This window comes from Stenotrophomonas sp. YJH_SMC_127 (assembly GCF_059372445.1).
Genome location: NZ_JCAFVO010000006.1, coordinates 105,616 through 130,768 on the forward strand (window position 1 = coordinate 105,616; position 25,153 = coordinate 130,768).

26 protein-coding genes are annotated in these 25,153 nt (G+C 62.7%); 11 read left to right on the forward strand and 15 right to left on the reverse strand.

All coding sequences use genetic code 11. The features are described 5' to 3' along the window. The first annotated feature begins 55 nt into the window (after window positions 1–55). A complete protein-coding gene (arr, locus tag AC5QAB_RS15185) occupies window positions 56–490 on the forward strand; it encodes an NAD(+)--rifampin ADP-ribosyltransferase (RefSeq protein WP_014648712.1) in 435 nt (144 codons plus the stop codon). Here arr and AC5QAB_RS15190 read toward each other — a convergent pair. Together AC5QAB_RS15190 and AC5QAB_RS15195 are read right to left on the reverse strand one after the other, a co-directional pair. Further along, window positions 483–929, reverse strand: a complete 447-nt coding sequence (locus AC5QAB_RS15190; RefSeq protein ID WP_075075879.1) for a DUF4279 domain-containing protein — start codon at window positions 927–929, stop codon at window positions 483–485. The two genes, arr and AC5QAB_RS15190, sit on opposite strands and share 8 nt — an antisense overlap. Window positions 930–1,074: 145 nt before the next feature. Further along, on the reverse strand, window positions 1,075–1,440 hold the full coding sequence (locus tag AC5QAB_RS15195; protein WP_134971920.1) for a hypothetical protein: 366 nt from the start codon (window positions 1,438–1,440) through the stop codon (window positions 1,075–1,077). Window positions 1,441–1,749: 309 nt separating this feature from the next. On the opposite strand from AC5QAB_RS15195, the gene AC5QAB_RS15200 reads away from it, so the two are divergent. Genes AC5QAB_RS15200 through AC5QAB_RS15210 form a run of 3 tightly spaced genes read left to right on the forward strand, consistent with a single transcriptional unit; the run spans window position 1,750 to window position 3,099 of the window. Then, entirely contained in the window at window positions 1,750–2,337 is a 588-nt protein-coding gene (locus tag AC5QAB_RS15200; RefSeq protein ID WP_197561253.1) for a hypothetical protein, read from the forward strand. Then, window positions 2,334–2,609, forward strand: coding sequence for a hypothetical protein (locus AC5QAB_RS15205; RefSeq protein ID WP_134971916.1), 276 nt, complete (start codon window positions 2,334–2,336; stop codon window positions 2,607–2,609). Before AC5QAB_RS15200 ends, AC5QAB_RS15205 begins: the two co-directional genes overlap by 4 nt. A 31-nt stretch (window positions 2,610–2,640) precedes the next feature. Further along, window positions 2,641–3,099: a hypothetical protein gene (locus AC5QAB_RS15210; RefSeq protein ID WP_134971914.1), complete on the forward strand. Its 459-nt coding sequence runs from the start codon at window positions 2,641–2,643 to the stop codon at window positions 3,097–3,099. A 283-nt stretch (window positions 3,100–3,382) separates the two neighbouring features. Here the strand turns inward: AC5QAB_RS15210 and AC5QAB_RS15215 are convergent, their stop codons facing one another. From AC5QAB_RS15215 to AC5QAB_RS15230, 4 genes are all read right to left on the reverse strand, one after another. Continuing rightward, window positions 3,383–3,676, reverse strand: a complete 294-nt coding sequence (locus tag AC5QAB_RS15215; RefSeq protein ID WP_134971912.1) for a hypothetical protein — start codon at window positions 3,674–3,676, stop codon at window positions 3,383–3,385. A gap of 703 nt (window positions 3,677–4,379) precedes the next feature. Next, window positions 4,380–5,786, reverse strand: coding sequence for a hypothetical protein (locus AC5QAB_RS15220; protein ID WP_197561252.1), 1,407 nt, complete (start codon window positions 5,784–5,786; stop codon window positions 4,380–4,382). Between the two features lie 225 nt (window positions 5,787–6,011). Beyond that, a complete protein-coding gene (locus AC5QAB_RS15225; protein WP_134971908.1) occupies window positions 6,012–6,377 on the reverse strand; it encodes a hypothetical protein in 366 nt (121 codons plus the stop codon). Window positions 6,378–6,432: 55 nt separating this feature from the next. Continuing rightward, window positions 6,433–7,035, reverse strand: coding sequence for a DUF998 domain-containing protein (locus tag AC5QAB_RS15230; protein WP_197561251.1), 603 nt, complete (start codon window positions 7,033–7,035; stop codon window positions 6,433–6,435). Window positions 7,036–7,289: 254 nt separating this feature from the next. Between AC5QAB_RS15230 and AC5QAB_RS15235 the strand changes: the two genes are divergently transcribed. The 3 genes from AC5QAB_RS15235 to AC5QAB_RS15245 all read left to right on the forward strand — a co-directional run bounded on the left by AC5QAB_RS15235 (window position 7,290) and on the right by AC5QAB_RS15245 (window position 9,623). Beyond that, complete coding sequence (locus tag AC5QAB_RS15235) at window positions 7,290–8,150, forward strand: OST-HTH/LOTUS domain-containing protein (protein WP_495233486.1); 861 nt, start codon at window positions 7,290–7,292, stop codon at window positions 8,148–8,150. Between the two features lie 474 nt (window positions 8,151–8,624). Next, window positions 8,625–8,981, forward strand: coding sequence for a hypothetical protein (locus AC5QAB_RS15240; protein WP_100450727.1), 357 nt, complete (start codon window positions 8,625–8,627; stop codon window positions 8,979–8,981). A 48-nt stretch (window positions 8,982–9,029) separates the two neighbouring features. Beyond that, a complete protein-coding gene (locus AC5QAB_RS15245) occupies window positions 9,030–9,623 on the forward strand; it encodes a cold-shock protein (RefSeq protein WP_262216891.1) in 594 nt (197 codons plus the stop codon). A gap of 304 nt (window positions 9,624–9,927) precedes the next feature. Here the strand turns inward: AC5QAB_RS15245 and AC5QAB_RS15250 are convergent, their stop codons facing one another. Next, complete coding sequence (locus AC5QAB_RS15250) at window positions 9,928–11,667, reverse strand: hypothetical protein (RefSeq protein ID WP_197561250.1); 1,740 nt, start codon at window positions 11,665–11,667, stop codon at window positions 9,928–9,930. 332 nt (window positions 11,668–11,999) lie between these two features. Here AC5QAB_RS15250 and AC5QAB_RS15255 point away from each other — a divergent pair, with 332 nt between their 5' ends. Beyond that, window positions 12,000–13,505 carry a YifB family Mg chelatase-like AAA ATPase gene (locus AC5QAB_RS15255; protein WP_197561249.1) on the forward strand — a complete coding sequence of 502 codons (1,506 nt, stop codon included), beginning with the start codon at window positions 12,000–12,002 and terminating at the stop codon, window positions 13,503–13,505. A gap of 25 nt (window positions 13,506–13,530) precedes the next feature. Here AC5QAB_RS15255 and AC5QAB_RS15260 read toward each other — a convergent pair whose 3' ends face one another. The 4 genes from AC5QAB_RS15260 to yidA form a co-directional block, all read right to left on the reverse strand. Next, window positions 13,531–13,965, reverse strand: coding sequence for an NUDIX hydrolase (locus AC5QAB_RS15260; RefSeq protein WP_049408006.1), 435 nt, complete (start codon window positions 13,963–13,965; stop codon window positions 13,531–13,533). A gap of 93 nt (window positions 13,966–14,058) precedes the next feature. After that, on the reverse strand, window positions 14,059–14,448 hold the full coding sequence (locus tag AC5QAB_RS15265) for a hypothetical protein (protein WP_032958799.1): 390 nt from the start codon (window positions 14,446–14,448) through the stop codon (window positions 14,059–14,061). 177 nt (window positions 14,449–14,625) lie between these two features. Continuing rightward, complete coding sequence (locus AC5QAB_RS15270) at window positions 14,626–16,944, reverse strand: TonB-dependent receptor domain-containing protein (protein WP_197561248.1); 2,319 nt, start codon at window positions 16,942–16,944, stop codon at window positions 14,626–14,628. A gap of 749 nt (window positions 16,945–17,693) precedes the next feature. Continuing rightward, on the reverse strand, window positions 17,694–18,527 hold the full coding sequence (gene yidA / locus AC5QAB_RS15275) for a sugar-phosphatase (RefSeq protein WP_069117700.1): 834 nt from the start codon (window positions 18,525–18,527) through the stop codon (window positions 17,694–17,696). A 149-nt stretch (window positions 18,528–18,676) separates the two neighbouring features. On the opposite strand from yidA, the gene AC5QAB_RS15280 reads away from it, so the two are divergent. Continuing rightward, entirely contained in the window at window positions 18,677–19,339 is a 663-nt protein-coding gene (locus AC5QAB_RS15280) for an exopolysaccharide biosynthesis protein (RefSeq protein ID WP_197561247.1), read from the forward strand. A gap of 131 nt (window positions 19,340–19,470) precedes the next feature. Here AC5QAB_RS15280 and AC5QAB_RS15285 read toward each other — a convergent pair whose 3' ends face one another. Both AC5QAB_RS15285 and AC5QAB_RS15290 read right to left on the reverse strand, forming a co-directional pair. Continuing rightward, window positions 19,471–20,781, reverse strand: coding sequence for a PQQ-dependent sugar dehydrogenase (locus tag AC5QAB_RS15285; protein ID WP_197561246.1), 1,311 nt, complete (start codon window positions 20,779–20,781; stop codon window positions 19,471–19,473). Beyond that, on the reverse strand, window positions 20,774–21,214 hold the full coding sequence (locus tag AC5QAB_RS15290) for a DUF2231 domain-containing protein (RefSeq protein WP_041863928.1): 441 nt from the start codon (window positions 21,212–21,214) through the stop codon (window positions 20,774–20,776). Before AC5QAB_RS15290 ends, AC5QAB_RS15285 begins: the two co-directional genes overlap by 8 nt. Window positions 21,215–21,523: 309 nt before the next feature. Between AC5QAB_RS15290 and AC5QAB_RS15295 the strand changes: the two genes are divergently transcribed. Further along, on the forward strand, window positions 21,524–23,290 hold the full coding sequence (locus AC5QAB_RS15295) for a S8 family serine peptidase (RefSeq protein WP_197561245.1): 1,767 nt from the start codon (window positions 21,524–21,526) through the stop codon (window positions 23,288–23,290). Next, window positions 23,290–23,868 carry a DNA breaking-rejoining protein gene (locus tag AC5QAB_RS15300; protein ID WP_111205639.1) on the forward strand — a complete coding sequence of 193 codons (579 nt, stop codon included), beginning with the start codon at window positions 23,290–23,292 and terminating at the stop codon, window positions 23,866–23,868. Before AC5QAB_RS15295 ends, AC5QAB_RS15300 begins: the two co-directional genes overlap by 1 nt. Window positions 23,869–24,127: 259 nt before the next feature. On the opposite strand, the gene AC5QAB_RS15305 is transcribed toward AC5QAB_RS15300, so the two are convergent. Continuing rightward, window positions 24,128–24,808 (reverse strand): SCO family protein, encoded by a 681-nt coding sequence (locus tag AC5QAB_RS15305; protein ID WP_164109666.1) that lies wholly within the window; start codon window positions 24,806–24,808, stop codon window positions 24,128–24,130. 11 nt (window positions 24,809–24,819) lie between these two features. Further along, window positions 24,820–25,152, reverse strand: coding sequence for a cytochrome o ubiquinol oxidase subunit IV (cyoD, locus tag AC5QAB_RS15310; RefSeq protein ID WP_006399830.1), 333 nt, complete (start codon window positions 25,150–25,152; stop codon window positions 24,820–24,822). Window position 25,153 lies beyond the last annotated feature (1 nt).

The window sequence follows — 25,153 nt, forward strand, 5'->3', positions numbered from 1 at the left end:
GGCGCCCTAGACTCGCCGGCCTGTCGATCCGGCAGCACAGAGAGGGGCAGCAGCAATGGCACAGGACACCGACTGGACACCCGTTTCGCATGACACCTGCGACCAGGTGGCTGGGCCGTTCTATCACGGCACCCGCGCTGACCTGGCCGTGGGCGACTTGCTGAGCGCGGGCTTCCGCTCCAACTATCGCGACAGCGTGGTGATGAACCACATCTACTTCACCACGATTGCCAAGGGCGCCGGGTTGGCTGCGGAGATGGCTCGCGGTGAAGGGCGACCGCGCGTGTATGTGGTGGAGCCGACCGGGCCGTTCGAGGACGATCCGAACGTGACCAACAAGAAGTTTCCCGGCAACCCGACGCGATCGTATCGGAGTGCGCAGCCGTTGCGGGTGGTTGGGGAGGTTACGGAGTGGGAAGCCTACGACGCGGAGTTCGTTCGGCAGTTGAAGGCGTTTGTTGCTTCGGGGAGTGGGGAGATCATCAACTGATGGCCTGCTGGCGCTGGGCGTTGCGCACTTCTTCATCGGCTTCATAGATGTCCAGCCCGAGCTCAATGCCGCGCTCACCCAAGGCGAGCAGCGCGCGAGGCGAAAGCGAGACACCATCATTGCTGCTGCCCATGAAAAGGCCACAGAACAGATCAGGTCGGAAGCGTGCCAGAGCCTGCCATACGGCGAGATCGCCGGTGAGTTGATCGAGGATCTCGAAGATCTGAGCGTCCAGATCTTCAGGCTCACGACGCTCCGCATCAAGTTGCCAGCTGCCAGTCCTGGCGATACGCACGGTGCCTGATCGGCTGTCTCTGAGTTCCTGGCCCTTGTGATGCGATGCGGTCGGCGTCGCCCCGAGCAAGGCACTGACTTCTTCGGGCAGGAGGTCGTCCCCGAAGAATCGGAGGGTTACCAGGGAATGATCGAATGCGGCCATTGGGATCCAGTTGTCCTTTTCGGAAGGAACTCCAGTACGTAGGCCTCGTTGATGTCAGATTCCAGCCGGAACCGGACGACAGCAGCTTCAGAATAGCCTGAAGCGCGGGAATCGGCTTGCGCTTAAACGGAGAGCTGGCCGGACCCTACTTGACCATATCCAACAAGTCCTTGTCTTCATGCCGCTGCTCCCACGTGGAGAGCAAGCAGAAGCTCACCCCACTGCGCATGGCAACCGTCTGGAACCCCGCGAGCTCTTCCTTCGTGATCGGATACTCGACCGGATCAAAGTGCAGGAGCGCCCACGGCTTGAGGAGTGAGAACCCGGACGCGAGTTCCGAGAAGAGTTCCTTCAGCATGGGTCGCATGGCGGAGAAGTCTTTGATCGGCCCCGCGCGATTGCCAAGGGCGCGGCACTGGCGACGAATGGTTCTGTCACCACCTGCCAAGCGAGCGATGAAGTGATCCTGGTGCACTTGAACGTAGAACAATTGCCGGCGAAATATCTTCATTCCCCGCACCGCCCCCCAAAAGCCCAGCCGTGCAAATCATCAAGCGCCATCCGGAAGCCGGACCTGCGCCGCGCATTCTGCCGCAACGGACCCAAGCGCTGTGCCCTTCATCCGTGAAAGTGCTGCAAGAGTACGTCGTTCATACGCGAGGAAACCGCAGGGCTGCGGGAGAGGTATACCGCAGCCATGCAGCCTGTCCTCGATGCCTCCCATACTCTACCGACCATGCTTCGCGGTACTGGCGCTACGATTCGTCCGTTTGTTGTAAAGCTTAACGAAGCTCGCTCCTCACTCGAGGGGATAGGTGCCATGATCAAAGAATCGAATTACATGCTTCGAGACGGCATCCGCGGCATCGTACAGCAAGGCTGGTTTATCGATAGCGACATGGATCTTCCGTCGGTCATACACCTCGACAATGACTATTCTTCAGGCCAAGAGGCGGAGGCAGATGCCGCGTTGATTGCATACTATCAGGCTGAAGGTGACACCATCGTCTCTCGGATGTGCGCCAACGCACCGGATCGTGCCCAGCACATCCAAGACGCGTGGGAGGCTCACAAGGCAGGTAAGTACGCGCTCAGCGTCCCTGTTTTTCTGATCCAAGCTGACGGTATTGTCTACGACCGAAGAAGCGGACGACAGCTCTTCACGAAGAGCAAAGATCGGGGTATTAGGACCCTGGCCAAGACAGCAGAAGACGGTTCTGCGGACTGGGTTTTTCTAGCCCCATATGCAGAAGACAGCCCTTTTTCTAAGGATACGAAGGATCTGCCTGCCGATTTTGACGGGCGGAATCGCCATGCAGTTCTGCATGGCATCAGCACAAAATTTGCCACGGAGGTCAACAGCCTTCGTGCGTTGTCAGCACTCGGTTACGTGAACTTTGCGCTATGAATAGGTCAGCAGCCGAAGAGCTCAAGTTTCTCATTGGTACGGATAGCGATGGCAGCGTCTGGCTAACGGTGGAAGTCAAGGAGTCCACACGCTATGAAATATGCGTGTTCCGGAATCATGGTGAGGATCGTTACGACTGGACCATAACACGGAACCGCCGGACCATTGTAAAAGCGCCGACCACTGCCTTCGACGTGCCGCAAGCACTACAATCCGCACTCAATCACTACTGGGGAACCGACCTGGTGGAGCAAAAACCATTTGGCCCGTGAGGCTCGGGTTCTGAAAGTAAGGAAACGAAACATGTCTACCCGAATTGTCAGTCGCTTGCTCCTGTTCCTTGTAACGGTCACCGGCCCGCTCGGCGCGTCAGCAGCGCCTGAGAAATCGGAATCTACCCCAACGGTCCAAATGCAGTTGCGTGACATGATGAAGGGCAACGAGGAGCGCAGCATGATCAGCATCGCTTGCCTGAAGAGCTCAGCCGCGGCTTTGGAAGCACAAGAAGCGGGGCAGTTGGGGAGCATCACCAACCAGGCGGCGAAGTATCGGAAAACAGGTTCCAGCGATGATCCGTATTTCAAGGCGTTGGTTGATCGATACAAGCTCGATCCAGCTCAGGATTTTCTATTTGCTGCATTCATGAATGCGCAAGCGGATATCGCATGGCTGGAGGAGAAGCGCCGCTACAGCCCGGGGACGGAATCGTTCTTCATGGGATACCTGACCGCATCCTGCGCACAGCTGGCCACCGTCCAATGAGCTCAGTTGAACAGACGAGACAACGGCGTCAGACGGCTTGTGCTGAGTAGTTTCTTCAAATACGAGGCGGAGCGACGACTCAGAACCAGTTCCAAGCGCAGCATCAGTCCCAATATTAGATAGCAGCCCCTAGCCTAAGCTTTTGGCAAATGTCCGCCTCCGGCCAAGAGCGGACTGCCATCGGTGACCGCTTTCAGGTATTCGAGCGGCGGACGATTGTGCGCCCGGCGTCTCCCGACGCCGGATGCCAACTGACAAAGAGACGCTACCTTGGCGGGGCTCGTCAGGCGTCGCTGTTGTTTGAGCGAGCGATTTTGATCGAATTTTTGATGATTTTTTGGAGATCTGCGGCGATTGCGCTGCGCGTCGCCGCGTCACCAGCAGCTTCGAGCTTCTTGACTTGATGGCTTGCAGTCTTGAGCATCGCCTGCAGCGTCTTGTTCTCCTTTAGGTACTCGGTCACCTCCCTGATCTCGGCACCGTGATCCTTGATCATCGTCTGCATGATGTCAGGGGCCTTCTTGTTCTTTCCGATCAGCTTGTCGATTTCAGCGATCTGAGCTTTGGTTAATGCCATGGTTTTCTCCATTGAAGAGGCGGGCTAGGGCTCGTACTGAGGCAACTTGAACAAATTGAGAACTCAGGTGACCTGCAGATATGGCAGGCTGCACCTTCTCTATCCACAGCAGACGAGTTATGTCAAGCGATCTGACGAGATCTCGGCGTACCCGCAACTTATTCAAGGTTTTTGGGAACGCGCCGTGATCATACTCCTGCCCGGCGTCGGGCGCTGAGAGGAAATGTCCGCAAGGGCCGGGTGCAGCGTGATGTGATCGCATGGGCGCAAAGCTTTTGTATAGGGGCCGGGCTCAGCTACAAGGAGAGTTTGACTTCGTCTTGGTGCCGGGGCCTTGCGTGTTTCTGCATTGCACCGACGAGACCCGCGGCCAGCGCGATAAGGAGCTGTTTTGTGGCCGCCCCAACGGGCTGAGCGAGGTCTGCTTTAGGTTGAGGGCGGACTCTAGCATTCTTGACGCCGTTGCCTGGTGCCGGCACGTCTGCTGTCGACCATAGCAGGCGTAAACCAGTGTCTGCTTATGAAGCCGATCAACTGCGGACTACCGATCCACATCTCCTCCTGAAACTGACCCACTTGGCAGACCAACCAGTCTCGCTCAGTACCGCCCAAGCGCCTCGGTCGGACACAAAATGAGTGACTGAAACGCTAATGCCGAGCCCGCCAAGCCAGATCTAGAGACGTCAAGGTGGCCAGAGCCATCTCAAGCGAGCGGAGGCTGCCAACCCGCAACTGGCCCGACGTGAAGTGCAATACCGGCCGCGAAGCTGTCCTGCTCGTACGGTGCTCCCCGATACAGGATCACGTCGACCTTTGAAGCAAGCTCGCGATAGAGCTCGTTCGAGGTCGCGCAGCTGTAAAGCAGAGCGACCTCGAGACGCCTTTTTTGAGTTGTAGCGATTGCAATGACAAAGAGCGCTGCCGGATCTGGCTCGGTGACCGTTACGCTCCAGCCGGCATCTCGCAGGGGACGGACCAGGTCATTGATGGCATCTTCCGAAAGCACGGCCTTCCGCAGAGTCACGCCATTGTCGGTGGGCAGTTCCGGCACTAAGCGACCATGAGCCTGGAACTCGGCTTGCTCATGCCGGTTCAGCGCCATTTGGAGCTGACCTCTTATCAAGGCCTGCTGCCACAGCAACTTGCTGTCTTGATTCATCTCCGGGAAGAGCAAGGGAACGACGTTGGTTTCATCGTGCCAAGCTTCGATAACGCCGAGCATCGTGATGGCTACTACCAAGCGAGAAAAATTTGATGATTGCTGCCAGTCGGTGGACTTGCCGTGAGCGAACAAGTGTCGATTGAGAGATGTCGTCCCGCTGTAGCTATCGATGTTCTGGAAGAAGCAGGTCTGGAGCCACCGACGGAACGTCTCGAAAACCATAACCCGCTCGTCCTGACCAAACAGGAAATCGATCGACCGGTACTCCTGCGGCACCCACATCCTTTCAAAATACAAATCGGCTGCCAGACTGCAGGCGCGTTCAATTGTGTGGTCGATCGCATCGTGGGGACTTAGAAGGGGAGCCGCGCCGGCGATCCGTTGAACACCACCTTCAATGACCGGGATCAGCGCGGCCACGCTTGCGGCACGTTGTCCGCTGTAGAAGGCGAGATATGCCTCGCGTGCGAGCGGAGCGAATGGCGCCAAGCTGCGCGCTCGAGGCAGGAGCTGCGCGATGCAAACAGACTGGAAGGGCAAGTTGTACACCGTCGACAGGTGATAGTCGAACTGACTGATGGCGTCGGCGCCATGCCGATGCTCCACTGCGGCCAAGAGCTTCGACATCTGCTGATTGCTCACCCAGAGCGGGACGAACCATTCGACCCGCGCCCATAGATCGGCAGTGCGATCAGCGGCCGAGCGGTTGGCCCGCCACTCATGGCTGTCCTTGGAGATCAACGGGAAGCACGCCTTGGCATCGTTTGCGGTCAGAACCACTGCAGGAATCGGCCGGAAGAGACCGACCCGGCACTCTTGGACATCGGAGACGTCGAGGCCCCTCTCCATCGCCCACGCCTTGATGGTCACGGTGGAGATGGCTGGAGCGTTTGGCGCCTGAGCACGCCGCCAAAGCCCCTGAAAATGTGTCTCCACTGCCGTCTTCAAGCGCTCGAACTCCCATACTTGTTAAAACGAAATCATGTAAGGTGCCTTTTGAAAGCCATTCTGCACGCCACCCAGCGAATGCCTCCAAATTTCCTTAGTTTATCGCGTTGAATGTCCGGTTAAGAGGGGAGCTCGGTGTCCGCCTTCGGTCAAGGGCGGACTCTCGCAGTGCCTCGAACCGGCCCAAGAATCTGCGTGTCCTAGAACGAAGTATCGGGCCGAACCCTACTTGAACATCTCCAACAGATCCCTGTCTTCATGCCGCTGCTCCCACGTGGAGAGAAAACAGAAGCTCACGCCACTTCGCATGGCAGCCTTCTGAAATCCGGCCAACTCTTCCTTCGTGATCGGGTACTCAACCGGATCAAAGTGCAGAATCCCCCACGGCTTGACGAAAGAGAACCCGGGCAGGAGTTCCAAGAAGATCGCCTTGAGCAGGGGCCGGATATTCGAAAAGTCCTTGATCGGACCCGCGCGATTGCCAAGGGCATGACACTGGCGACGGATGGTCCTGTCTCCACCCACCACGCGCGCAATGAAGTGGTCCTGGTGCACTCGAACGTAGATCAGCTGACGGCGAAAAATCCTCATTCCCTTCTCAACCCCACACGCTCAATGGTCGTCCATGTGCCGGCACGCCTGCCCATCAATGCGTCGGCTGCGCCTTCAGCGCGCTTGAACCCCGGCGCAGCAGATACAACGCAACCAGGAATGGCCACAGCGAGTTGATCGACGAGAACACGCGCTGTGTCAGCCCCCGGTAGCCCTCCGGATCCGCTCCCACCACGTTCAACCAGAGATAGACGATGCTCGCGATGCTCACCACAGCGGTCACGGCATACGCCCTTCGGTTGGCAGACCACGCGCTCAATTCGATGTGCGACATCGCCGGTGCAATGATGTTTGCGATACCAATGGTGTAGAAGCCGTGCATCGGATGGCCCATGGGCCAGAGCCCGTTGGTCAGCATGGAAATGCCAAAGACCAACCAGCAGATTGCACCTACTGCAATCCGGCGACCGGACTCCCGCCATACCCCGATGGAGAACGCCACGAAGCCCATACCGGAGCCGATAGCCGCGATCCTGCCGCAGATGCTTGCAAGCGTTGGCGCCTGCAGCAGCTCGCTGGCGTGCTGCGCAAGCGGGTTGTAGCCCGGCGCGAACAGGGCGGCAACGCTGGTCCAGAACAGGAACCACGGAAGCGGGACCAGACCCGCACAGAGAAGCAGTCGGCTGCGGTGTGACACGTATAGTGGTCCTTGTTTGGCCTGCGCCAGTGGGTGGAATCCGTTCAAACACCGCAGAACCTTCCTGATCGGGGCAGGGTGGCTCCGGCTGACTACAGAGGTAGTCACCTTCTGCGCGACGCCCTAAGGGGTCAATAGGCAGAAAGTCACTCATGCCCGCAAGCGATGCAGACAACAACCTCATCATTCTGGTCCAGCCTGAGCTTCCACCATCTCTGGCTGTAAAGTCGACGTGTCCCATGCTCAGGTTTGCCATGTCCGCCGTCGACCAGAATGACATTGTCGGTGCACAGCACGAAGTGCAACAGCTTCTTGGCCGTTGCATTCTGCGACGTCAGCAGTGCGAGCAACTGATGAAATCCATGCTCGCCTTTCAGAAGTTGTTCGGTACGCCGGAAACACTCCCAATGGCTTTGGACAAGCGCAAAGCAGAGATCAGCGGCAAGACCATGGGGGTGCTGGTAGGTCACCTGACTGCCGAATGCGTGGTCAAAGAGGGCAGCGAAGCCCCTGGCGGCCCATCGGGTTACGACAGCAATTCAAGCTTCGTCGCTCTGCACATGGGGCTAGAGTTTCCAGAGCAATCCCATGCAACGCTGCAAGCCGACCTGCGCGAACTGGTGAACCTCAGGAACGTGCTCGTTCACCACTTCATCGAGCAATACGATATCCAGACTGTCGAAGGATGCCTGAAGGCACAGGCTGCACTCAGCCGTTCCTACGCTCAGATCGACCGCCAGTTTCAACGGCTGCGTGCACTTGCGGCAGATGTTGCGCGGGGAGCGAAAGCCTTTGCGGAGCTGGTTCACTCTCCCCAGTTCCATGAGTTTATGGTCAACGGCATCGCGCCTGATGGGCAGATCCATTGGCCGCTCACAGGTATTGTCAGTGCGCTGAGACAGGCCTTCCGAGAACGGGCGATCGACGGCTGGGTGAGTGTGGACACAGCCGTTCGCTGGGTAGCAGAGCACCACCCGGAACAAACCCCCAAGAAGTACGGCTGTGCCCGATGGCGGCACGTCATTCACGAATCTCGTCAGTTCGAACTGCGCCACTTCGCGCACCACGGCCAGTTCGGGGCTTGGTTCCGCGAGCGGCCAGATTCGACTGGCTAGCCAGGCGCCGCTATTGGTAGTAGCAATACGCTTTCGCCTACCAAGTGCTGTCGCATTTGCCGCTCCCTGCGTCTCTAGCGGAAGGTTCTGACGACTCCGTTCCAGAAGTGCCGCTGCGCCAAGCACGCCAAGGCTCTCGCCGCTTCCGGTGCTATGCGACAATGCCAAAAGCGTCTCGGGTTTTGGCGGCATTGACCCCTACCCGTTGGCATTCCGCACAACAGCAGGTAATCGTTACTGCGCCACCGTGCATCGGTGGTCGGGACTCGAAAACCCGGATTGCTAGACGTAAGTTTGCGCTTGCCAGCCGGCACCACCGCGCGTGGTGCCGGCTGGCAATCCGTCTGCCGGCTATGGCGGGCGGGGCGTGGGGGCCTCGTGCCCGCCGGCTTTGTCTAGCAACCGGTTTTCGAGCCACGCCCTGTCCGCCACCTTTATCGGTGGCGGCTTCTGCCTGCATGCACGGAGCCCGCCATGACCACGCCGCACTCCCCTCCCCCGCGCCCGATCCAGGAAGCGCCGTCACGCGCTCCGAGCCCTGACCCCAACAGCCTCATCGCCATCCTGCACGCCATTGGCGCAGGCGCTGCGGCCGATGGCCAGCCCTGGCCCGAGCGGCATCATCTACGCAGCCGGCAGATGCAGTTGTCCGACGCCGACTGCGCACTCACCGGCCAGCGCATCGTGCAGGAGATCCTGCTGGCGGCCGAGCGCACGCGCCAGAACGGTGAGCCCGAGCAGTACGTCGGCGACCGGGTGATGGAGGGGCTGGTGATGGCCGATCTGGCGCTGACCGCCTTCATCCACGAGCGGATGCGACCCAAGGACTGAGCGCACGCTTATGGCGCGGACCTTTCTGCCTGTGTGCGGGGGCGACGAATGAAGATGCACGGCCTGGCCGCTGCGGTGGTGTGCATCGCAGTGATCGGCGCGATGTGGGTGGAGTGGCCCGAGCCCGCGGGCGATCAGGTGTGGGCCTACCAGAAGCTGCAGCCGGCCGATTACCGCCTGCTGCACAGTGATGCGCGCGGCTTCGTGACCGCGAAGGCCCACGAGGGCTTTGAACTGCACGCGCGCCATGCCGGGGCGACGTCCTTCGAGATCCGCTGCAAGGGCGTGCTGGTGATGGAGGTGGAGAACGCGCCCTCGCGCGTGCTGATCCGCATGCCTGCCGATGCCCACTGGCGGGCACCGGATATCGAACGTCTGCGCATCAGCTTCGAGCGCTGGCTGGATCTGCACCAGAGCCAGGGGCGGTTGCTGGTGGAAAGTGCGGGGCCTTCGTGGATTGAGACGCGGTTTGGGCGCTTCAATGGGTTGGTGCTGGATGAGCAGCGGTGCCTGCTTGGGGGACAGCTCAGCGCCCGCCAGGGCCCCATAGTCGCTTCGTCAGCAACCTGCGATGACCCCTCAGATCGAGATCAACTTCTCCTCGCCCAGCAGCAAGAGCCCTGCTTCCTTCCTCTCTGCTAGCCCCACCGCCAAGGATCGGCCGACCGCACATCCCACACGCCACATCCCTGCCGCTGCGACTCACACGTTTGTGCAGCTTCTATCTCTCTGATGGTCCTTGCAGCCTATTCGCAAGGGCTTACCGCTAGTGACAGGACCATTGACCCGAGATCGGATTCAATGGGCCCCCACTTGTCCAGCACCAAATAGAGAGGAGGCAGCCCGGTCGAGAGGAAACGATACGTGTTGCGGCAGGATCGACTTCAATGGAGATCTCGAATGAGGCCGACAGTGGGAACAGCACCTCCGACCTATGAAATTACCGCTACACCACGACCCGAGCCGCCAAAGCAGACAGTTGGTCTTTAACAGATAGGACTGAAACTTGAGCGATGGTTCTCGGCGAATCGAGCACAAGGATTGCGCCCAACTCGGCGGCCAGAGCCTCGTAGAATGGTGCTTCACCTCGGAGATACGATTCAACATTCGATACTCGATAAGCCCTGCGAATTGCCTTCGAGAGCCGGTCAGTTGCAACTGGAGCGCCAGCGATCAGCTCGGTCGCGTAGGCATGTGGATCCAAATCTGCGAACATCCCTCGGCAATCGATCATATCTGGGAGCTCGCTCGAAGGATCGGCTAGTTGCGCCAGCATGTTCCTGTTCCGTTCGACTCTAGCATGCTGCTCAATACGATCGGCGAGGTCTCGAATCACACCCCAGATCGGAAGGCTATCAGCCCCCTGGTGATCTGACAGAAACTCTAATCCCGCGTGGTCGCAGCTGACGACCGACGGGTCGTAGGTAGAGAACGCAAGGTTCATATCCTTGTCGAAGTCGGACTCTGTTTGCGCAATGAACCCAAGATTCCGAAAATGACGAAGCGTTCGGTAGAGCTCTACTAGCTCCACTAGATCAGCGTCCAAACCGCTCTTAATGGCCTCTTTCGCCTCGCCAATTGCCGTCTGGAGCTCATCGTCTGTCATCTGGCTATAGCCATTGAGCGCTGCCTGTAGAGCACGTACCTTCGAGATAGATTCCGGAGCATGAAGGCTAAAATCCTCCGCAATCATCGCCACATCGGCCTCAGCGCCCTCGACCAACGTAGCGAATGCTGTGGACTTTGGCCACGTCGTCGCTTCATCCATCAAACCGCTATCATATACAAGGCGTGCTGCGCAGACGGCAATGTCGTCACCGGCCACTGAGGGGCTGTCTCGATTCACGTGGATTTGAATTGCTACTGCCATTCCACCCATGCGGAAGACGGCCGCAGCAATGTCGCGCTCTGCGGCGTTCCGACTTGCAGATAGAACCCAGAAGTACACAGCACTGAGGAGAGGACGCACGGCAGTCCCCTCCACTGGTCGAATGTCAGAAATAAGAGACGCAACCTCCATGAGGAAGTATCGAATTGTCCGCAAATTCGAAGTACCACTAAGATTCAGCAAGCTCCTAATATAGGGAAAATGGTGCATCAGCAGATCCCGAGCTCCCTGATCCGCCAGCCCCTTGATCACTTCCTCGCTGAATGCAGCAGTATCGGACGATACCACTACCGTACGGCCAATGATTCGTTCCTTGGATACTCCGAATTCACTACCGAATTTCTCCATCGCCTTCCGCTCATCGGCCAGAAGTACGCAATGAACTCGCGCTCTGTCCAACAGGTTGACGATAAATCCAAAGAGGATCGAGAACTTCCCCTCAAATCGCTCTACGTCATCCAGACAGACAACTGTCTTTCCCGAAGAGAAATCGGACTTCAGCTTAATGTCATTCGGTTCAATTCTGACTGTCCGAAGCAGTGCTCGGCCGATCACGGTGGCAGCCTCCCTCATTGCCTCATTTCCAAGGCCACTCAAGGAAGCCTGAAAGAGAGCGGCTTCAAGCTGTTCTTGCGATACAAGTCCTGCGACGGACAGCGAAATCGGCTCTCGCTTGATCTCGCTTAGTGACAGCGAGAAATGGCTCCACTGGTACGACTTACCGCTTCCCCAAGGACCGTTCAGCAAGATCGCGTGGCCGGACGGGGGCGCAAGCAGGTATCTTCTCAAGGCTTCCATATGCCATCCAATAAAAGAGCTTAGTTCGCATCTTGACCGGACCGTATCAACGAGGCAATGACTCGGATCGTGCCACTCAGAACCTGGGGGACGTCGATTCCAAACACCCCGTATATACAACTCAATTTTGGAGCGGCGAGGATATCTAACGACCTTGCGCACAGCCGGATCGAATAGTCTGCGTGGGGCTACGCAAAATGCCATTCAGAGGACCAGCTTGAGGACCGGGCTGCGTTTGGCCGGAATCCCCCTAGCCGCTTCACCAGCAATTCCCGATAGTCCCTGCAGAGCACCTGCCGCACCATCAAGCGTCTTTCTGCAGGAATCCACACATGAGCCTGGCGCTGGTCCACAGCCGTGCCCGCGCCGGGGTCGATGCCCCGCTGGTGCGGGTGGAAGTGCACCTCTCTGGCGGCCTGCCCGCCACCCAGATTGTCGGCCTGGCCGAGACCAGCGTGCGCGAGTCCCGCGAGCGCGTGCGTGCCGCCCTGCTCTGTGCACGCTTCGACTTTCCGCAGCGGCGCATCACGCTCAACCTCGCGCCTGCCGACCTGCCCAAGGAAGGTGGGCGCTACGACCTGGCCATCGCGCTGGGCATTCTTGCCGCGAGTGGCCAGGTCGATCCGCAGTCGCTGCTGCAATACGAGTTCCTGGGCGAGCTGGGGCTGACTGGCGAGCTGCGGCCGGTGGCCGGAGCGCTGCCCGCCGCAATCGCCGCCGCTGAAGCCGGGCGCATCCTGGTGGTGCCGCCGGGTAATGCCGCCGAGGCTGCGTTGGCCGAGCATGCTGATGTGCGTGTGGCGCGCACGCTGCTGGAGTGCTGCGCCGGGTTGGGCAATCCGCGTCTATTGCCGTCCGTGGAGCGCGTGGACACGACGCCGTTGCCGCTGCCCGATCTGGCCGACGTGCGCGGTCAGGCGCATGCGCGGCGCGCGTTGGAAGTGGCCGCAGCGGGTGGGCATCATTTGCTTCTGATCGGCAGTCCGGGCTGCGGCAAGACGCTGCTGGCCTCGCGCCTGCCCAGCCTGTTGCCGGATACCGAGGAAGCCGAGGCGTTGCAGCTGGCCGCGATTGCCTCGGTGAGTGGCGAAGGGCTGGACCCAAGGCGATGGCGGCAGCGGCCCTTCCGGGCACCGCACCACAGTGCCAGCGCGGCGGCGCTGGTGGGCGGCGGCAATCCGCCCTGCCCCGGCGAGATCTCGCTGGCCCATCACGGCGTGCTGTTTCTGGATGAGCTTCCAGAGTGGAACCGCAGCGCGCTGGAGACCCTGCGCGAGCCACTGGAGTCCGGCCACATCCGCATCGCCCGCGCGGCACGCAGCGTGCAGTATCCAGCGCGATTCCAGCTGGTGGCGGCGATGAACCCCTGCCCGTGCGGCTGGGCCGGTGACCGCAGCAACCGCTGCCTGTGCAGCGAAGAGCGTATCAACCGTTACCGTGCGCGGGTGTCTGGTCCGTTGCTGGACCGTATCGACCTGCATATCAGTGTGGCGCGCATGGACGCAGTGGAGTTGCGGGAGAGCACGCCGCTGGGGGAGCCCAGTGCGGCGGTACGTGCACGGGTGGAAGCCGCCCATGCCAAGCAGGAGGTGCGTGGCGGGCTCAACGCGCATCTGCCGCCAGCGGCACTGCGGGCCTGTACCCGACTGAGCGAGGCAGATCAGGACATGCTGGAACAGGCCATCGAGCGCCTGCAGCTATCGGCGCGGGCGATGCACCGGATTCTGCGGGTGGCGCGCACGATTGCCGATCTGGCGGGTTGCGAAACGATCCAGACGGCGCATCTGGCCGAGGCCATTGGCTACCGGCAGTTGGACCGCGGGAAGGCGAGCACGTAATTGCAGCGGGCAGAATCAGGCCGCGTCATGCGGGCACACGTTCAAAAAGATCCGGCAGCCATTCCGGCTTGAACAGGGAAGCAGGCTGTTCTCTCATCTCTTCTACGCGCCACCATTTCCACGCCCTGATCGTGGCATTTTCCTCCTCCGTCCACCCGTCACGCTGGATGTCGGGCTGGTTGGGGCTGCGGACCAGAAAATATTCTTCCAGCCATCGCGCGGGCGTTGATCGGGCGACCGCGTAGATGGCATCGCGCTTTTCCAGCCGCACGCCTATCGGCAGATCCAATCCGGTCTCCTCCCTGAGCTCACGCCGTGCGGCGTCCGCATATCCCTCCCCGGGCAGAAGCTCCCCGCCCGGTGTAGCCCAGAAGGGAGCGTGGTGTTCATCGTGATACCGGAACAGCAACACCGCATCCTCAGCAACGATCACAAGGCGTGCAGATCGTCTGATTTCCATCGTTTCCCGTCCTTACCGGCCCGCCCCAGAATAGGCCAAAAGCAGGCGGACCAAGAGAAAGCCATCAACGCGTGTCGATTCCTGGCCAGTGATTCACTTTCCCGGGATGGGCGCCTGTCGCCGGACGGCAACGGACGCCATGCGGCGGCTGACAAGGCCGAAGAGGTCCTGCAGTTCGGCTGCGCGCTCGGGCGTGCTGTTGCTGCCGAAAAGCACACGCGCCAGCGCGGCTTCACGGGTGTCATGCGGGAACCGCAGGCGGTCCCGGTACACCTTCTGGCACACCAGCCAGGCCCGGCGCAGCCCACCGCCGGGCAGCGGGCGGACCACGCGTTCGTAGACCTGCCAGAACCGGTACTCGGCCCGCAGGTCGATTGCAGGCGCCACGGACAGCGCCTGCCGAGGCCGTCCTGGGCCCCGGATGCCGAACAACGGGGTTCGCGGGTTGTGCTGTGCCATGCCAACAGGATGACCCAGCAACATTGTGGGAACCTTGCGTCGCCGCCAGAAAACCCCTGTTGTTTGCGCAAGGCGGGTTTCTAGGCGGGTTTTGGGGGTCAGAGCCCTTTGCTGCGCAAAGGGATCTGACCCCGATCACGGGGTGGCTGCGGGGTCGGATCCCTTTGCGCAGCAAAGGGCTCTGACCCCACCTTCATCGCCTCAGAACGCCATCGAGGTACTGAACATCAGCTGCCGTGGCGCGCTGCGCTGCAGGGTCTGGTAATCCCCCGAGAACGACGAGCCGGCAATGGTGGCGGTGCCGATGTTGTGGCGGTTGAACAGGTTGCTCACGTCCAGCCGCAGCTCCAGGCCGGACACGGCGCTGTCGGCACCGAAGCGGTAGGCGGCATAGGTGTTGACCTGCCAGAACGTCGGCACGCGGATGTCGTTCTCGTAGGTGAAGGGCTGGCGCAGGTACGAGGTGCTGGTGGCACCAAAACGCCAGTCACCGAAGTGGGCGGACAGGTCGCTGACCAGCGAGATCTGCGGGTAGCCCGGCTGCGCGTTGCCCTTGATCGGGTACACCGTGTCACCCACCACGAAATCGCTGTCGTAGTACGAACGGGCCACGGCCACGCCCTGGTAGAACTGCAGGTGGTCAGTCAGGTCGGCGGTGATGCCGAGGTCGGCGCCGATCACGTGCATCTTCGGCATCAGCCGCACGGTGTTGATCTGCGCGAACTGGGTACCGATGGCGGCCGACAGCAAGCGGTTGCGGATGTCGTTGTAGAACACGTCGCCGGTGATCGTCAGCCGGTCGAAACGATGCGATGCGCCCACGGTGAGGTTCCAGTTCTTCTCCGGGCGCAGCGTGCCGGCCACGCGGTCGAACTCCTCCTGGTCGGTGATGGTCCACGCCGAGGCGGTGTAGCCGATGTTGCCGCGCTGGGCCACGCGGTAGCCGTTCATGGTATTGGCCAGGTCGATGAAGGCATCGGTGGATTCGGTCGGGCTCCAGAACAGCGAGACATGCGGCAGGAAGTTGCTCTTCGCGCGCAGCGTGCCGTTCACCGGCCGGTCCTTGGCATCACCGAGGCCGCCACCGCTGGTGCGGAAGTCCACGGCCTTGAAGCCGACACCCAGCTTCAGCGTGTCGTTCAGCACGATGTCGTCCTGCAGGTAGAACTGGCGCGAGCGGGTCACCCAGCTCGATGCGTTGTCGGTCTTGAACGCGGGGCCGTACACATCGAACGGGCCGGTGGCCTTCAGCGGCGGACCCTCGCCCAGCAGCGGCTGCTGGTACCACTCGGTCTTGGCGGCGGCCTTGCTCTTCTCCTGCCAGAAACCGGCGGTGACGGTGTGCGCGCCGGTCTCGAACTGCAGATTGAGCATGCCGCCCAGCCGGTTGAGGCGCGGGGTCTGCACCTGTTCGGAGAACGGCGCGCCGTTGGGGGACGGCACGTTCGGGTCGGTCAGCGTGGCCTGGGTGTGGCTGTTGGCGTTGTACAGCTGCACGTTGCCGCTCAGCGCCGGACTGATCTGGAAGCGGTGGTTGATCGAGGACACGCGGTCACGCGTGCTCTGGCCGGTGTCGTAGGGAATCAGCCCGGACAGTTCACCACAGGTATAGGCGCCGCAGGATTTGTCTGCGTTCTCCGGCGAGGCCACGTAGTACGCCCAGGCGTAGTCCGGGTAGAAGATGTCGGCCTTCCAGCCCAGCTTGCGGATCATGTCGAAGGAAATGTTGTTGTAACCCCAGACCTTGGCCTTGCTGTCGGACAGGAACACGGTGACATCGCCCCAGGCGACGTCCTGCTGCAGCTTCAGGTCGCCGCGCAGGAAGTTCTGCGTGCCCTCGCCCTGGTACTTGTCGGCGGACACGCGCTGCAGGTCGACCAGCACTTTCGGGCCATGCTCACCGAGCTGGCCGCTCTGCCCGGATACGGTGGTGACCAGCGTGCTGTTGCTGCCCACGCCCTGCTTCACGCGCAGGCTGGGCGTGTCCTGCAGGTCGCGCAGGCGGTATTCCAGGCTGCCGCCGTTGACGCTGCTGGAGAACACGCTGACCGGTGCGCCACCGGGGCTGACCGTGATCGCGCCGATGCCATCGGGCACGCCCACGTTCACCACGCTGGTGCCGGTAAGCGAGAGGAAGCCGTTGTCATTCAGCGGCACGCCTTCGAAGGTGATGCCCATTTCGTTCATGCGGAAGCCGCGCACGAACAGGCTGGTGGCGGAGATATCCAGGCCCAGCCCATCGGTGGCGGTATAGCTCGCGCCCGGCACCTGCTTCAGCATGGCCAGGCCGTTGTTGCCGGTGACCATCGCGTCGAGGTCTTCGGCCTTGATGATGTAGCGGTTGGGACCGACCACCTGGGTCGGTGCCACGGCCGCACCGCGCGGCGTGGCGATGACCTGCAGGGCGTTGAGCGTGGTGGGCGTGTCGAGCGCGGCGTCGTGCGTTTCTGCGGCGTAGGCAGGTGCAGTGGTGGCCGCGATGATGGCCAGGGCGAGGCGCGTCGTGGGTGGGGTGTTCATGGCAGTAGATCCAGGGTGCAGGGAGAGAGCCGCGCAGGCGCACGCCCAGCGCGTTGCAGCGCCGGTGTCGGCGCCCTAGCTGGCGGTGCGATTGCGTTGAGAGAGCGACGGCGCGGTGCGCGCCGGTCAGCAGAGGAAGACGATCATCTGCCGCAGGATTCGATGGCGTGATTTCGACGTGCGAAATTCTTGCATCGCGCTGCCGCATACGCCATTGCGCGGTGGTACAGCGCCGATGGCGGTGGGGATGGGTGGGCTATACGCGGGTATAGCCCCGGCATGGTGGGGGCCGACCTTGGTCGGTGCTCGTGTGCCAACCAAGGTTGGCACCCACCGGGACGAATGGGGCCTGGTAGAGGCCGACCTTGGTCGGCGCTTGCCGTTTGTGTGTGCCAACCAAGGTTGGCACCCACCGGGACGAATGGGGCCTGGTAGAGGCCGACCTTGGTCGGCGCTTGCCGATTGTGTGTGCCAACCAAGGTTGGCACCTACCGGGGCGAATGGGGCCTGGTAGAGGCCGACCTTGGTCGGCGCTTGCCGATTGTGTGTGCCAACCAAGGTTGGCACCTGCCGGGACGAATGGGGCCTGGTAGAGGCCGACCTTGGTCGGCGCTTGCCGATTGTGTGTGCCAACCAAGGTTGGCACCTGCCGGGGCGAATGGGGCCTGGTAGAGGCCGACCTTGGTCGGCGCTTGCCGATTGTGTGTGCCAACCAAGGTTGGCAGCTACCAGAGCATAGGGACGCGCGGTTACTGCAGGACGAAACGCTCGATCGCGCGCGCCACGCCTTCGTCGGCATTGCTGCTGGTCTCAAACCGCGCCACCGCCTTCACCGCGTCGATGGCATTGCCCATCGCCACGCTGGTGCCGGCGTACTGCAGCATGGTCAGGTCGTTTTCCTGGTCGCCGATGGCCATCACGTTGGCCCGCTCAATGCCCAGGTGCTCGGCCAGCTTCTGAAGGCTTGGCCCCTTGCCCGCGCGGTGGTCGAACACTTCCAGGAAGAACGGTGCGCTCTTCAATACCGCGAAGCGCTCGGTCAGCGCGCTGGGCAGGCGCGCGATGGCAGCGTCCAGCACCTCGGGTTCGTCGATCATCATCAGCTTGATGAAGGACATCGACGGGTCCATGTCTTCCACGCGACGATACGACAGCGGCATCCGCGAAAGATGCGAGTCGGCCACGGTGTAGTAGCTGATGTCCTGGTTGGGCGTGTACATGCGCTGGCTGTCCAGCCCCTGGAAGTGCACGCCCAGGTCGCGGGCGACCTGCTCGCAGAACAGGAAGTCGTCGAAGCTGAGCGGGTACTCGACCACGGTTTCGCGCGTGCCGATGCGCTGCACCAGGCCGCCATTGCAGGCGATGCAGTAGTCGTCGTTGCCGGTGATGCCGAGCTCGTGCAGGTACGGCGCCAGGCCCGGAACCGGGCGGCCACTGGTCAGCACGATGTGCACGCCCAGCGCCCGCGCCTGCGCGATGGCCTTCCTGGCGCGGGGGGTGAGCTGGTGCGACGGGTCCAGCAGCGTGCCATCCATGTCGATGGCGACCAGTTCGATGGTCGATTGCCTGCGGCCCATGTCCATTGCGTTCAACTCGTGCGGGGCACGCCAGTTTACCCCCTCATGCCCGGTTCACCTCTTTGCCCACGTTGGCCGGGATACTGCAGGAGCCTGTGCGTCCCCCACCGCAGGACGGCCCGCTGACCGCCCTTCCCTGGAGAACCTTGCGACGCATGACCTACCGTGCCCCCGAAACCAACGACAGCGCGCCCCTGGCCCAGCAGATCGAGCAGATGATCGACGAGCTGCCCGGCGAACAGGTCAGCGTCGGCACCCTGCTCAGCGCGCTGGGCGATGAAGGCCTGCTGCTGATCGTGATCCTGCTGTCGGCCATCTTCATCATTCCCGTATCGATTCCCGGGCTGAGCACCGTGTTCGGCGCCTCGATCCTGCTGATCGGCCTGAGCCGGGTGCGCAACCGCCCGCTATGGGTGCCGCAGAAGCTGGCGCGCCGCGAGATCGCCACCGACAAGCTGAAGGCCAACCTGGGCCGTGCGCTGAAATGGGTGCACCGCATGGAGCGGCTGTCGCGGCCGATGCGGCTGGCGGTGATGGTGCGCTCGAAGAGGATGATGCGCCTGAACAACCTGGCGCTGGTCGTGGCCACCCTGCTGCTGATGGCGCCGGCCGGGCCGATTCCCTTCAGCAACACGCTGCCGGCGCTGGCGCTGATGTCGTTTGCGATTGGCTTCATCCAGCGCGATGGTGCGGCGGTGGCAGCCGGCTACGGCTTCGTGGTGGCCACGGTGGTGTACTTCGGCGTGCTGCTGGGCGGCGTGGGATTTGCCGCCGAATCGGTGTTCAGCGGGTTCCGCAGCAGTACCGCCGAACTGTAGAGCCGAGCCCATGCTCGGCTGCTGTTCGCTCGGTGCACGGAAACCCGCGCGCTGCGCGCGTAAGCCAAGCATGGGCTCGGCTCTACAAAGGCCGGATCCACAGCAGTCGAGCGTGGCTCGACGCTACACAGCTATTTCGCCGACACCCGCCACACCACGTCGCCCACGTCGTCGGCCACCAGCAGTGCGCCCTCGGCATCCATCGCCATGCCCACCGGCGCACCCATCAGGGTCTTCTCGTCCTTCGAGGTGAAGCCGCTGACCACGGTCTGCGGCCGCCCGGTCGGCTTGCCGTCCTTGAACGGTACGTAGACCACTTCGTAGCCACTCAGTGGCGAGCGGTCCCAGCTGCCGTGCTCGCCGATGAAGGCGCCGCCGTGGTACTGCGCCGGCAGTGCCTGGCCGGTGTAGAACAGCAGGCCCAGCGGTGCCACGTGCGAGCCGATGGCATAGTCCGGCACGATCGCCTTGGCCACCAGGTCCGGCCGCTGCGGCTGCACGCGCTCGTCCACGTGCTGGCCGTAGTAGCTGTAGGGCCAGCCGTAGAAGCCATCTTCCTTCACCGAGGTGAGGTAATCCGGCACCAGGTCGGCACCGATCTCATCACGCTCGTTGGCCACGGCCCACAGCTGGCCAGTGCTCGGCTCCCAGTCCAGCCCGGTCGGGTTGCGGATGCCCGACGCAAAGATGCGGCTGCCACGGGTAGCTACGTCCACCTCCAGCACGACCGCGCGGCGGTATTCGACGGCCAGGCCATTTTCAGTAATGTTGCTGTTGGAGCCGACGCCCACGTACAGCTTGCTGCCATCGCGACTGGCCAGCAGTTCCTTGGTCCAGTGGTGGTTGATGGTGCTGGGCAGGTCGGTGAACTCGCGGCCCTTGTCGGCCATGCGGGTTTCGCCGGGCACGTAGTGGTACTGCATGATGTTGCCGGTGTTGGCCACATACAGCGTGTCACCGATCAGCTGGATGCCGAACGGCGAGTGCAGGCCTTCGATGTAGACGTGCTGGGTCCAGGTGTTCGTGCCTGGCGAGCGGCGCAGCAGGGTGACCCGGTTGCCGCCCTTGCCAGCCTTGCCCGAGCGCGCCTTCACCTTGCCGGCGATCCACTGCTTGGGTGTGGTGACCGGCTCTTCGCCGGGGCCATTGCCTTCCACCACCAGTACATCGCCGTTGGGCAGGGTCAGCAGCCGGCGCGGGTGCTGCAGGTTGGCGGCGATGCGCTCGATCTTCAGGCCTTCGGCCACCGTGGGGGCCTGGCCGTCGGCCCAGCCCACGCCCTTGGGCACCTGCATCGGCGGCATCAGGAAGTTGGCCGGCTTGGGCAGTGGCGGCTGCGGTCCCGACTGGTCGGCCGGATGGTATTCGGCCTTGCCGGCGCAGGCCGACAGGGTGACGGCCAGTGCCAGCGCGGCCACGGCGGGCAGGATGTGCTTAGCCATGACGACCTCCCTGCAGCACCGGCGGCTGCAATGACAACAGGATCAGGCCCAGGGCGATCAGGGCCACGGTCAGCGCCGACAGGATCGTGCCCGGCACAGCAACGGCATACGCATCGCGGCTGTGCACGAAGGCGTTCCAGATGGCCAGCACCACCGCGACCAGGTTGAGGAAGAAGTCGATGCGGTCGATGCGGGTGGCCGTGCCGTTGCGGCGCCAGACCGCGAACAGGTTGATCAGGCGCGGCACGATGGCGATCAGCAGGCCGAACGTGATCAGCCAAGCGGCGGCCTTGCCCCACATCACCTCGGCGCTGTTGAGATAGATCGCGTCGAAGATCAGTGCACCGACGAAGAAGCCGAAGGGTATCGGGTTCAACAGGCTGAACAGCGTGGTGCCGAGGCCGCGATGGGCCTGGGCGAGCGGATTGACCATCATCGTGCTCCGTGCGGAAGGGTGCACGGGCTGTAGTAGCACAGCGCGATGTGAGGGCGCGCGATGATGCTGGGTAGATTCGCGCCATGCGTGGATACGCGTGCCAACCAAGGTTGGCACCCACCAGATGCGGGCCGCTGCAGCCGTCATTACCCCACGGAATAAGCGTTTGTGACGCAATTGGCACATCTGCAGATTGCTTGTGTGAAGAGGTAGGGGGTTCTCCGTTGTGTCGCGTTTGGCTCGTTGCGATGGGGCAGTTCCGCCCCGCCGTCCTGCCATGCCGATTCACAACAGAAGGATTCGTGTATGAAGCGACACACGCAACGCTCCGCGCCACCGCGCTCTGCGCGCCTGGCCCTTGCCACTGCCCTGGTGCTGGGCAGCCTGGCCGCCACCGCGCAGGCCCAACAGGCCGATCCGCTGGCGGGTATCCAGTGGCACCTGCTCAACACCGGGCAGACCGTCCCGGCCGACACCCTGCCGGTGGCCGGCAACGACCTGAACGTGGATGGCCTGTTCCGCAACGGCATCCGCGGCCAGGGCGTCACCATCGCCATCGTCGACGATGGCCTGCAGATCGCGCACCCGGACCTGGCCGCCAACGTGGCCGCGGTGGCCGGCAAGAACTTCATCAACGGCTCGAACAACCCCACCCCGACCAACCCGGATGTCGACAACCACGGCACCATGGTCGGCGGCATTGCGGGCGCGGTGGGCGCCAACAACCTGGGCGTGCGCGGTGTGGCCCCGGCGGCGACGCTGAAGGGCTTCAATCCGATTTCGCGCTCAGCCCTGGGCAACCAGCAGAGCAACATCGAGTACGCCTGGTGGGACGGCGCGGAATCGGCCGACGTGCAGGTCTTCAACAACAGCTGGGGCGCCGGCCCGGGCAATCCGAACCTGCCGCTGGCGTACAGCGAAAACACGATTCGTTCGTATGAGCAGGCACTGTCGGGTACGCGCGGTGGCCGCGGCGGCATCTACGTGAAGTCGGCGGGCAACAACTTCAACAATGCCTCGATCAGCCAGACCCAGGATGTCTGCACCACCGACACCAAGAACCGCAACACCGGCTGCGTGCCGGCTGGCCGTGATCCGCGCAACAACCTTTTCAACGTGATCACGGTAGGCGCGGTGCGAGCCGATGGCGTGCGCTCGTCGTATTCCTCCACCGGCTCGGCGCTGTGGGTGTCGGCCTTCGGCGGCGAATACGGCCTGCAGGCCCAGTACGCCCCCGGCCTGGTGGCACGCGCCTACGACCCGGCCATCGTCACCACCGACGTGACCGGGTGCGCGCAGGGCAGCAACAAGAACACCAACCGCCAGAACACGCTGGACAGCAACCTGTCGGCCATCGACAGCACCTGCAACTACACCGCCAAGATGAACGGCACCTCGGCGTCAGCGCCGATGGTCTCGGGCGTGGCGGCACTGGTGCTGGAAGCCAATCCGAACCTGTCCTATCGCGATGTGAAGTACATCCTGGCCACCACCGCCACCCGCAACCACCCGAACCAGCCGGCGGTGACGCTGGCCGACGGGCGCACGCTGGTGCCGGGCTGGACGGTGAATGCTGCCGGCCGTGCCTACAGCAACTGGTATGGCTTCGGCGTGGTCAACGCTGCACGCGCGGTGCAGGTGGCCGAGAACTTCCAGTCGCTCGGTGCGCTGGTCGACAGCGGCTGGCGCAACACCACGCGTACCGTGGCCATCGGCAACACCTCGGCCGCCGCCGCACGCCTGACCTTCCAGTTGGCCAACGGCGCGCGCAACATCGAAAGCGTGCAGCTGGGCTTCCGGGTCAACCACCGCAACACGCGCCAGCTGCAGTTCGTGCTGGTGTCACCCAGCGGTACCCGAAGCGTGGTGCAACCGGCGTTCACCGCGATCGGTTCGGGCACGGGTGGCGCGCAGAGCAACTTCACCAGCTGGGACCTGCTGTCCAGCAATGCCTTCCTGGATGAGAACGCCACGGGCACCTGGACGCTGGAAGTGACCGACATGGGGCAGGCCGCGACCGCTGCATCGCGTGGCAACCTCGAATTCTTCAAGATCCGCGTTCTGGGGCACTGATGATGAAGACCACCATTCTGTTGAGCACGCTCGCCTTCGCGGCGATGACCTCCCCTGCCTGGGCACAGAGCTCGGGACAGACCCCTCCGGCCAGGACCCTGTCGACCGTGGATGCTCAGGAACTGAAGGCGTCCGCTACCGGCCGCTCGTTCGATGTGGGCGGCACGCGTTTCCAGCTGTCGCCCTCGGCAACGGTAAAGCAGGCCAGCGGCGGCCAGTTCACGATCACCCCGCAGGCGGCGGCGACCACCAGCGCGCGTACCAAGCGTTCGCTGGATGGCGCCGCGGCGGCGCCTGCTGATGCCGGTGCCGGCAAGTTCGCGGCGGCGGTCTCCCGTGACGGAGCGCCGGTGGTGGCGACCTCGCGGGTCAAGGTGTTCTTCACCGATGCAGCATCGGCCCAGCGCGCGGCTACGGCCACCGGTGGCACCGTGGTGAAGGTCTCCAAGGCGTCGGGCCAGGCGATCGTGGAGTACCCGTCGGTGAACGCGGCGCTGGATGCGAGCACCAAGCTGCTGTCCACCGCCGGTATCCGCGCCACCGAGCCGGACGTGGTGCAGTGGGAAGAGACCAAGTAAGGCGTTGAGCGGTGCCCCGGCCGGCTGGCTCTCCTGGCCGGCCGGGGATTGGTGTGGGGGTGTGCCGACCAACGGTCGACACCTGCCGGGGCCGTGCGCGTGTAGAGCCGAGCCGATGCTCGGCTGCTGTCTACGGGGTGCCGCAGGCGCGGTGCGCGCGGCGCCGAGCATGGGCTCGGCTCTACAGCTGTGCCAACCAAGGCTGGCATCTACCAGGAGCAGATTCGGACGTGCCAACCAAGGTTGGCACCCACCGGCGTTACCGCGCGGCCAGTGTGCCGCTGTGCTTGAGGTGGCAGCTGGCCAGCGCGTCGTTGCCGGCGGCCGGGTGGCCGGGCTCGAGCAGCAGGCGCTGCACGTCCGAGAACAGCTTTTCCACCGGCATGCCGTACGGCGCGAACAGGCGCAGGCGGCCCTGGCGGTCGAACACGTAGCCGCCGGCAATGTGGCTCATGGTGTAGGTATCCGGTACCTGCCCGGGTTCCTTTTCGTAGAACGCCTTGAAGTCGCTGGCCATCGCGGCCAGTTGTGCTTCGTTGCCGACCAATGCGATCGCCTTGGGGTCGAACGCTTCCACGTAGGTGCGCGCGACCTCCGGGGTGTCGCGGGCCGGGTCAACGCTGACGAACACCACCTGCAGCTGGTCGGCATCCTTGCCCATCAGGTGCTTGACCTGGCTCAGCTCGACCATGGTGGTCGGGCACACGTCCGGGCAACTGGTGAAACCGAAGAACAGATAGGTCACCTGCCCCTGCAGGTCCTTGGGGCCGCGCACGGTGCCGTGGCTGTCGGGCATCGACCACTGCTGGCCAAGTTCTTCGCAGGCGATGTCCTTCGCATAGAAGTCCATGCGCGACTGCGCGCTGCAGCCGGCCAGCAGGCCGAGCAGCAGGCCTGCGGCCAGGCGCAGGCCACGATGGGGGAACGCAATGCCTTTCACGGTTCGCAGGCTCAGTTGATCATCATGTGGTAGTGCATGCTCCAGATGATCCAGACCGACAACGCGACGACGATGAACAGGATCACCAGGGTGAACACGAAGCTGGCCAGGTTCCAGCCACCTTCGGACTTGCGGTCCATGTGCAGGAAATAGACCAGCTGCACCAGGATCTGCGCCACTGCGAAGCCGACCAGCAGGAACAGCGTGAGCGGCCGCGACAGCACCGGATTCATCACCAGTGCGAACGGCACCACGGTCAGCAGCGCGCACAGCACGAAACCGATCAGGTAGGACTTGGTGGAGCCGTGCGCATTGCCGGCGCGCGAGGTTTCGACGTGGGCCATG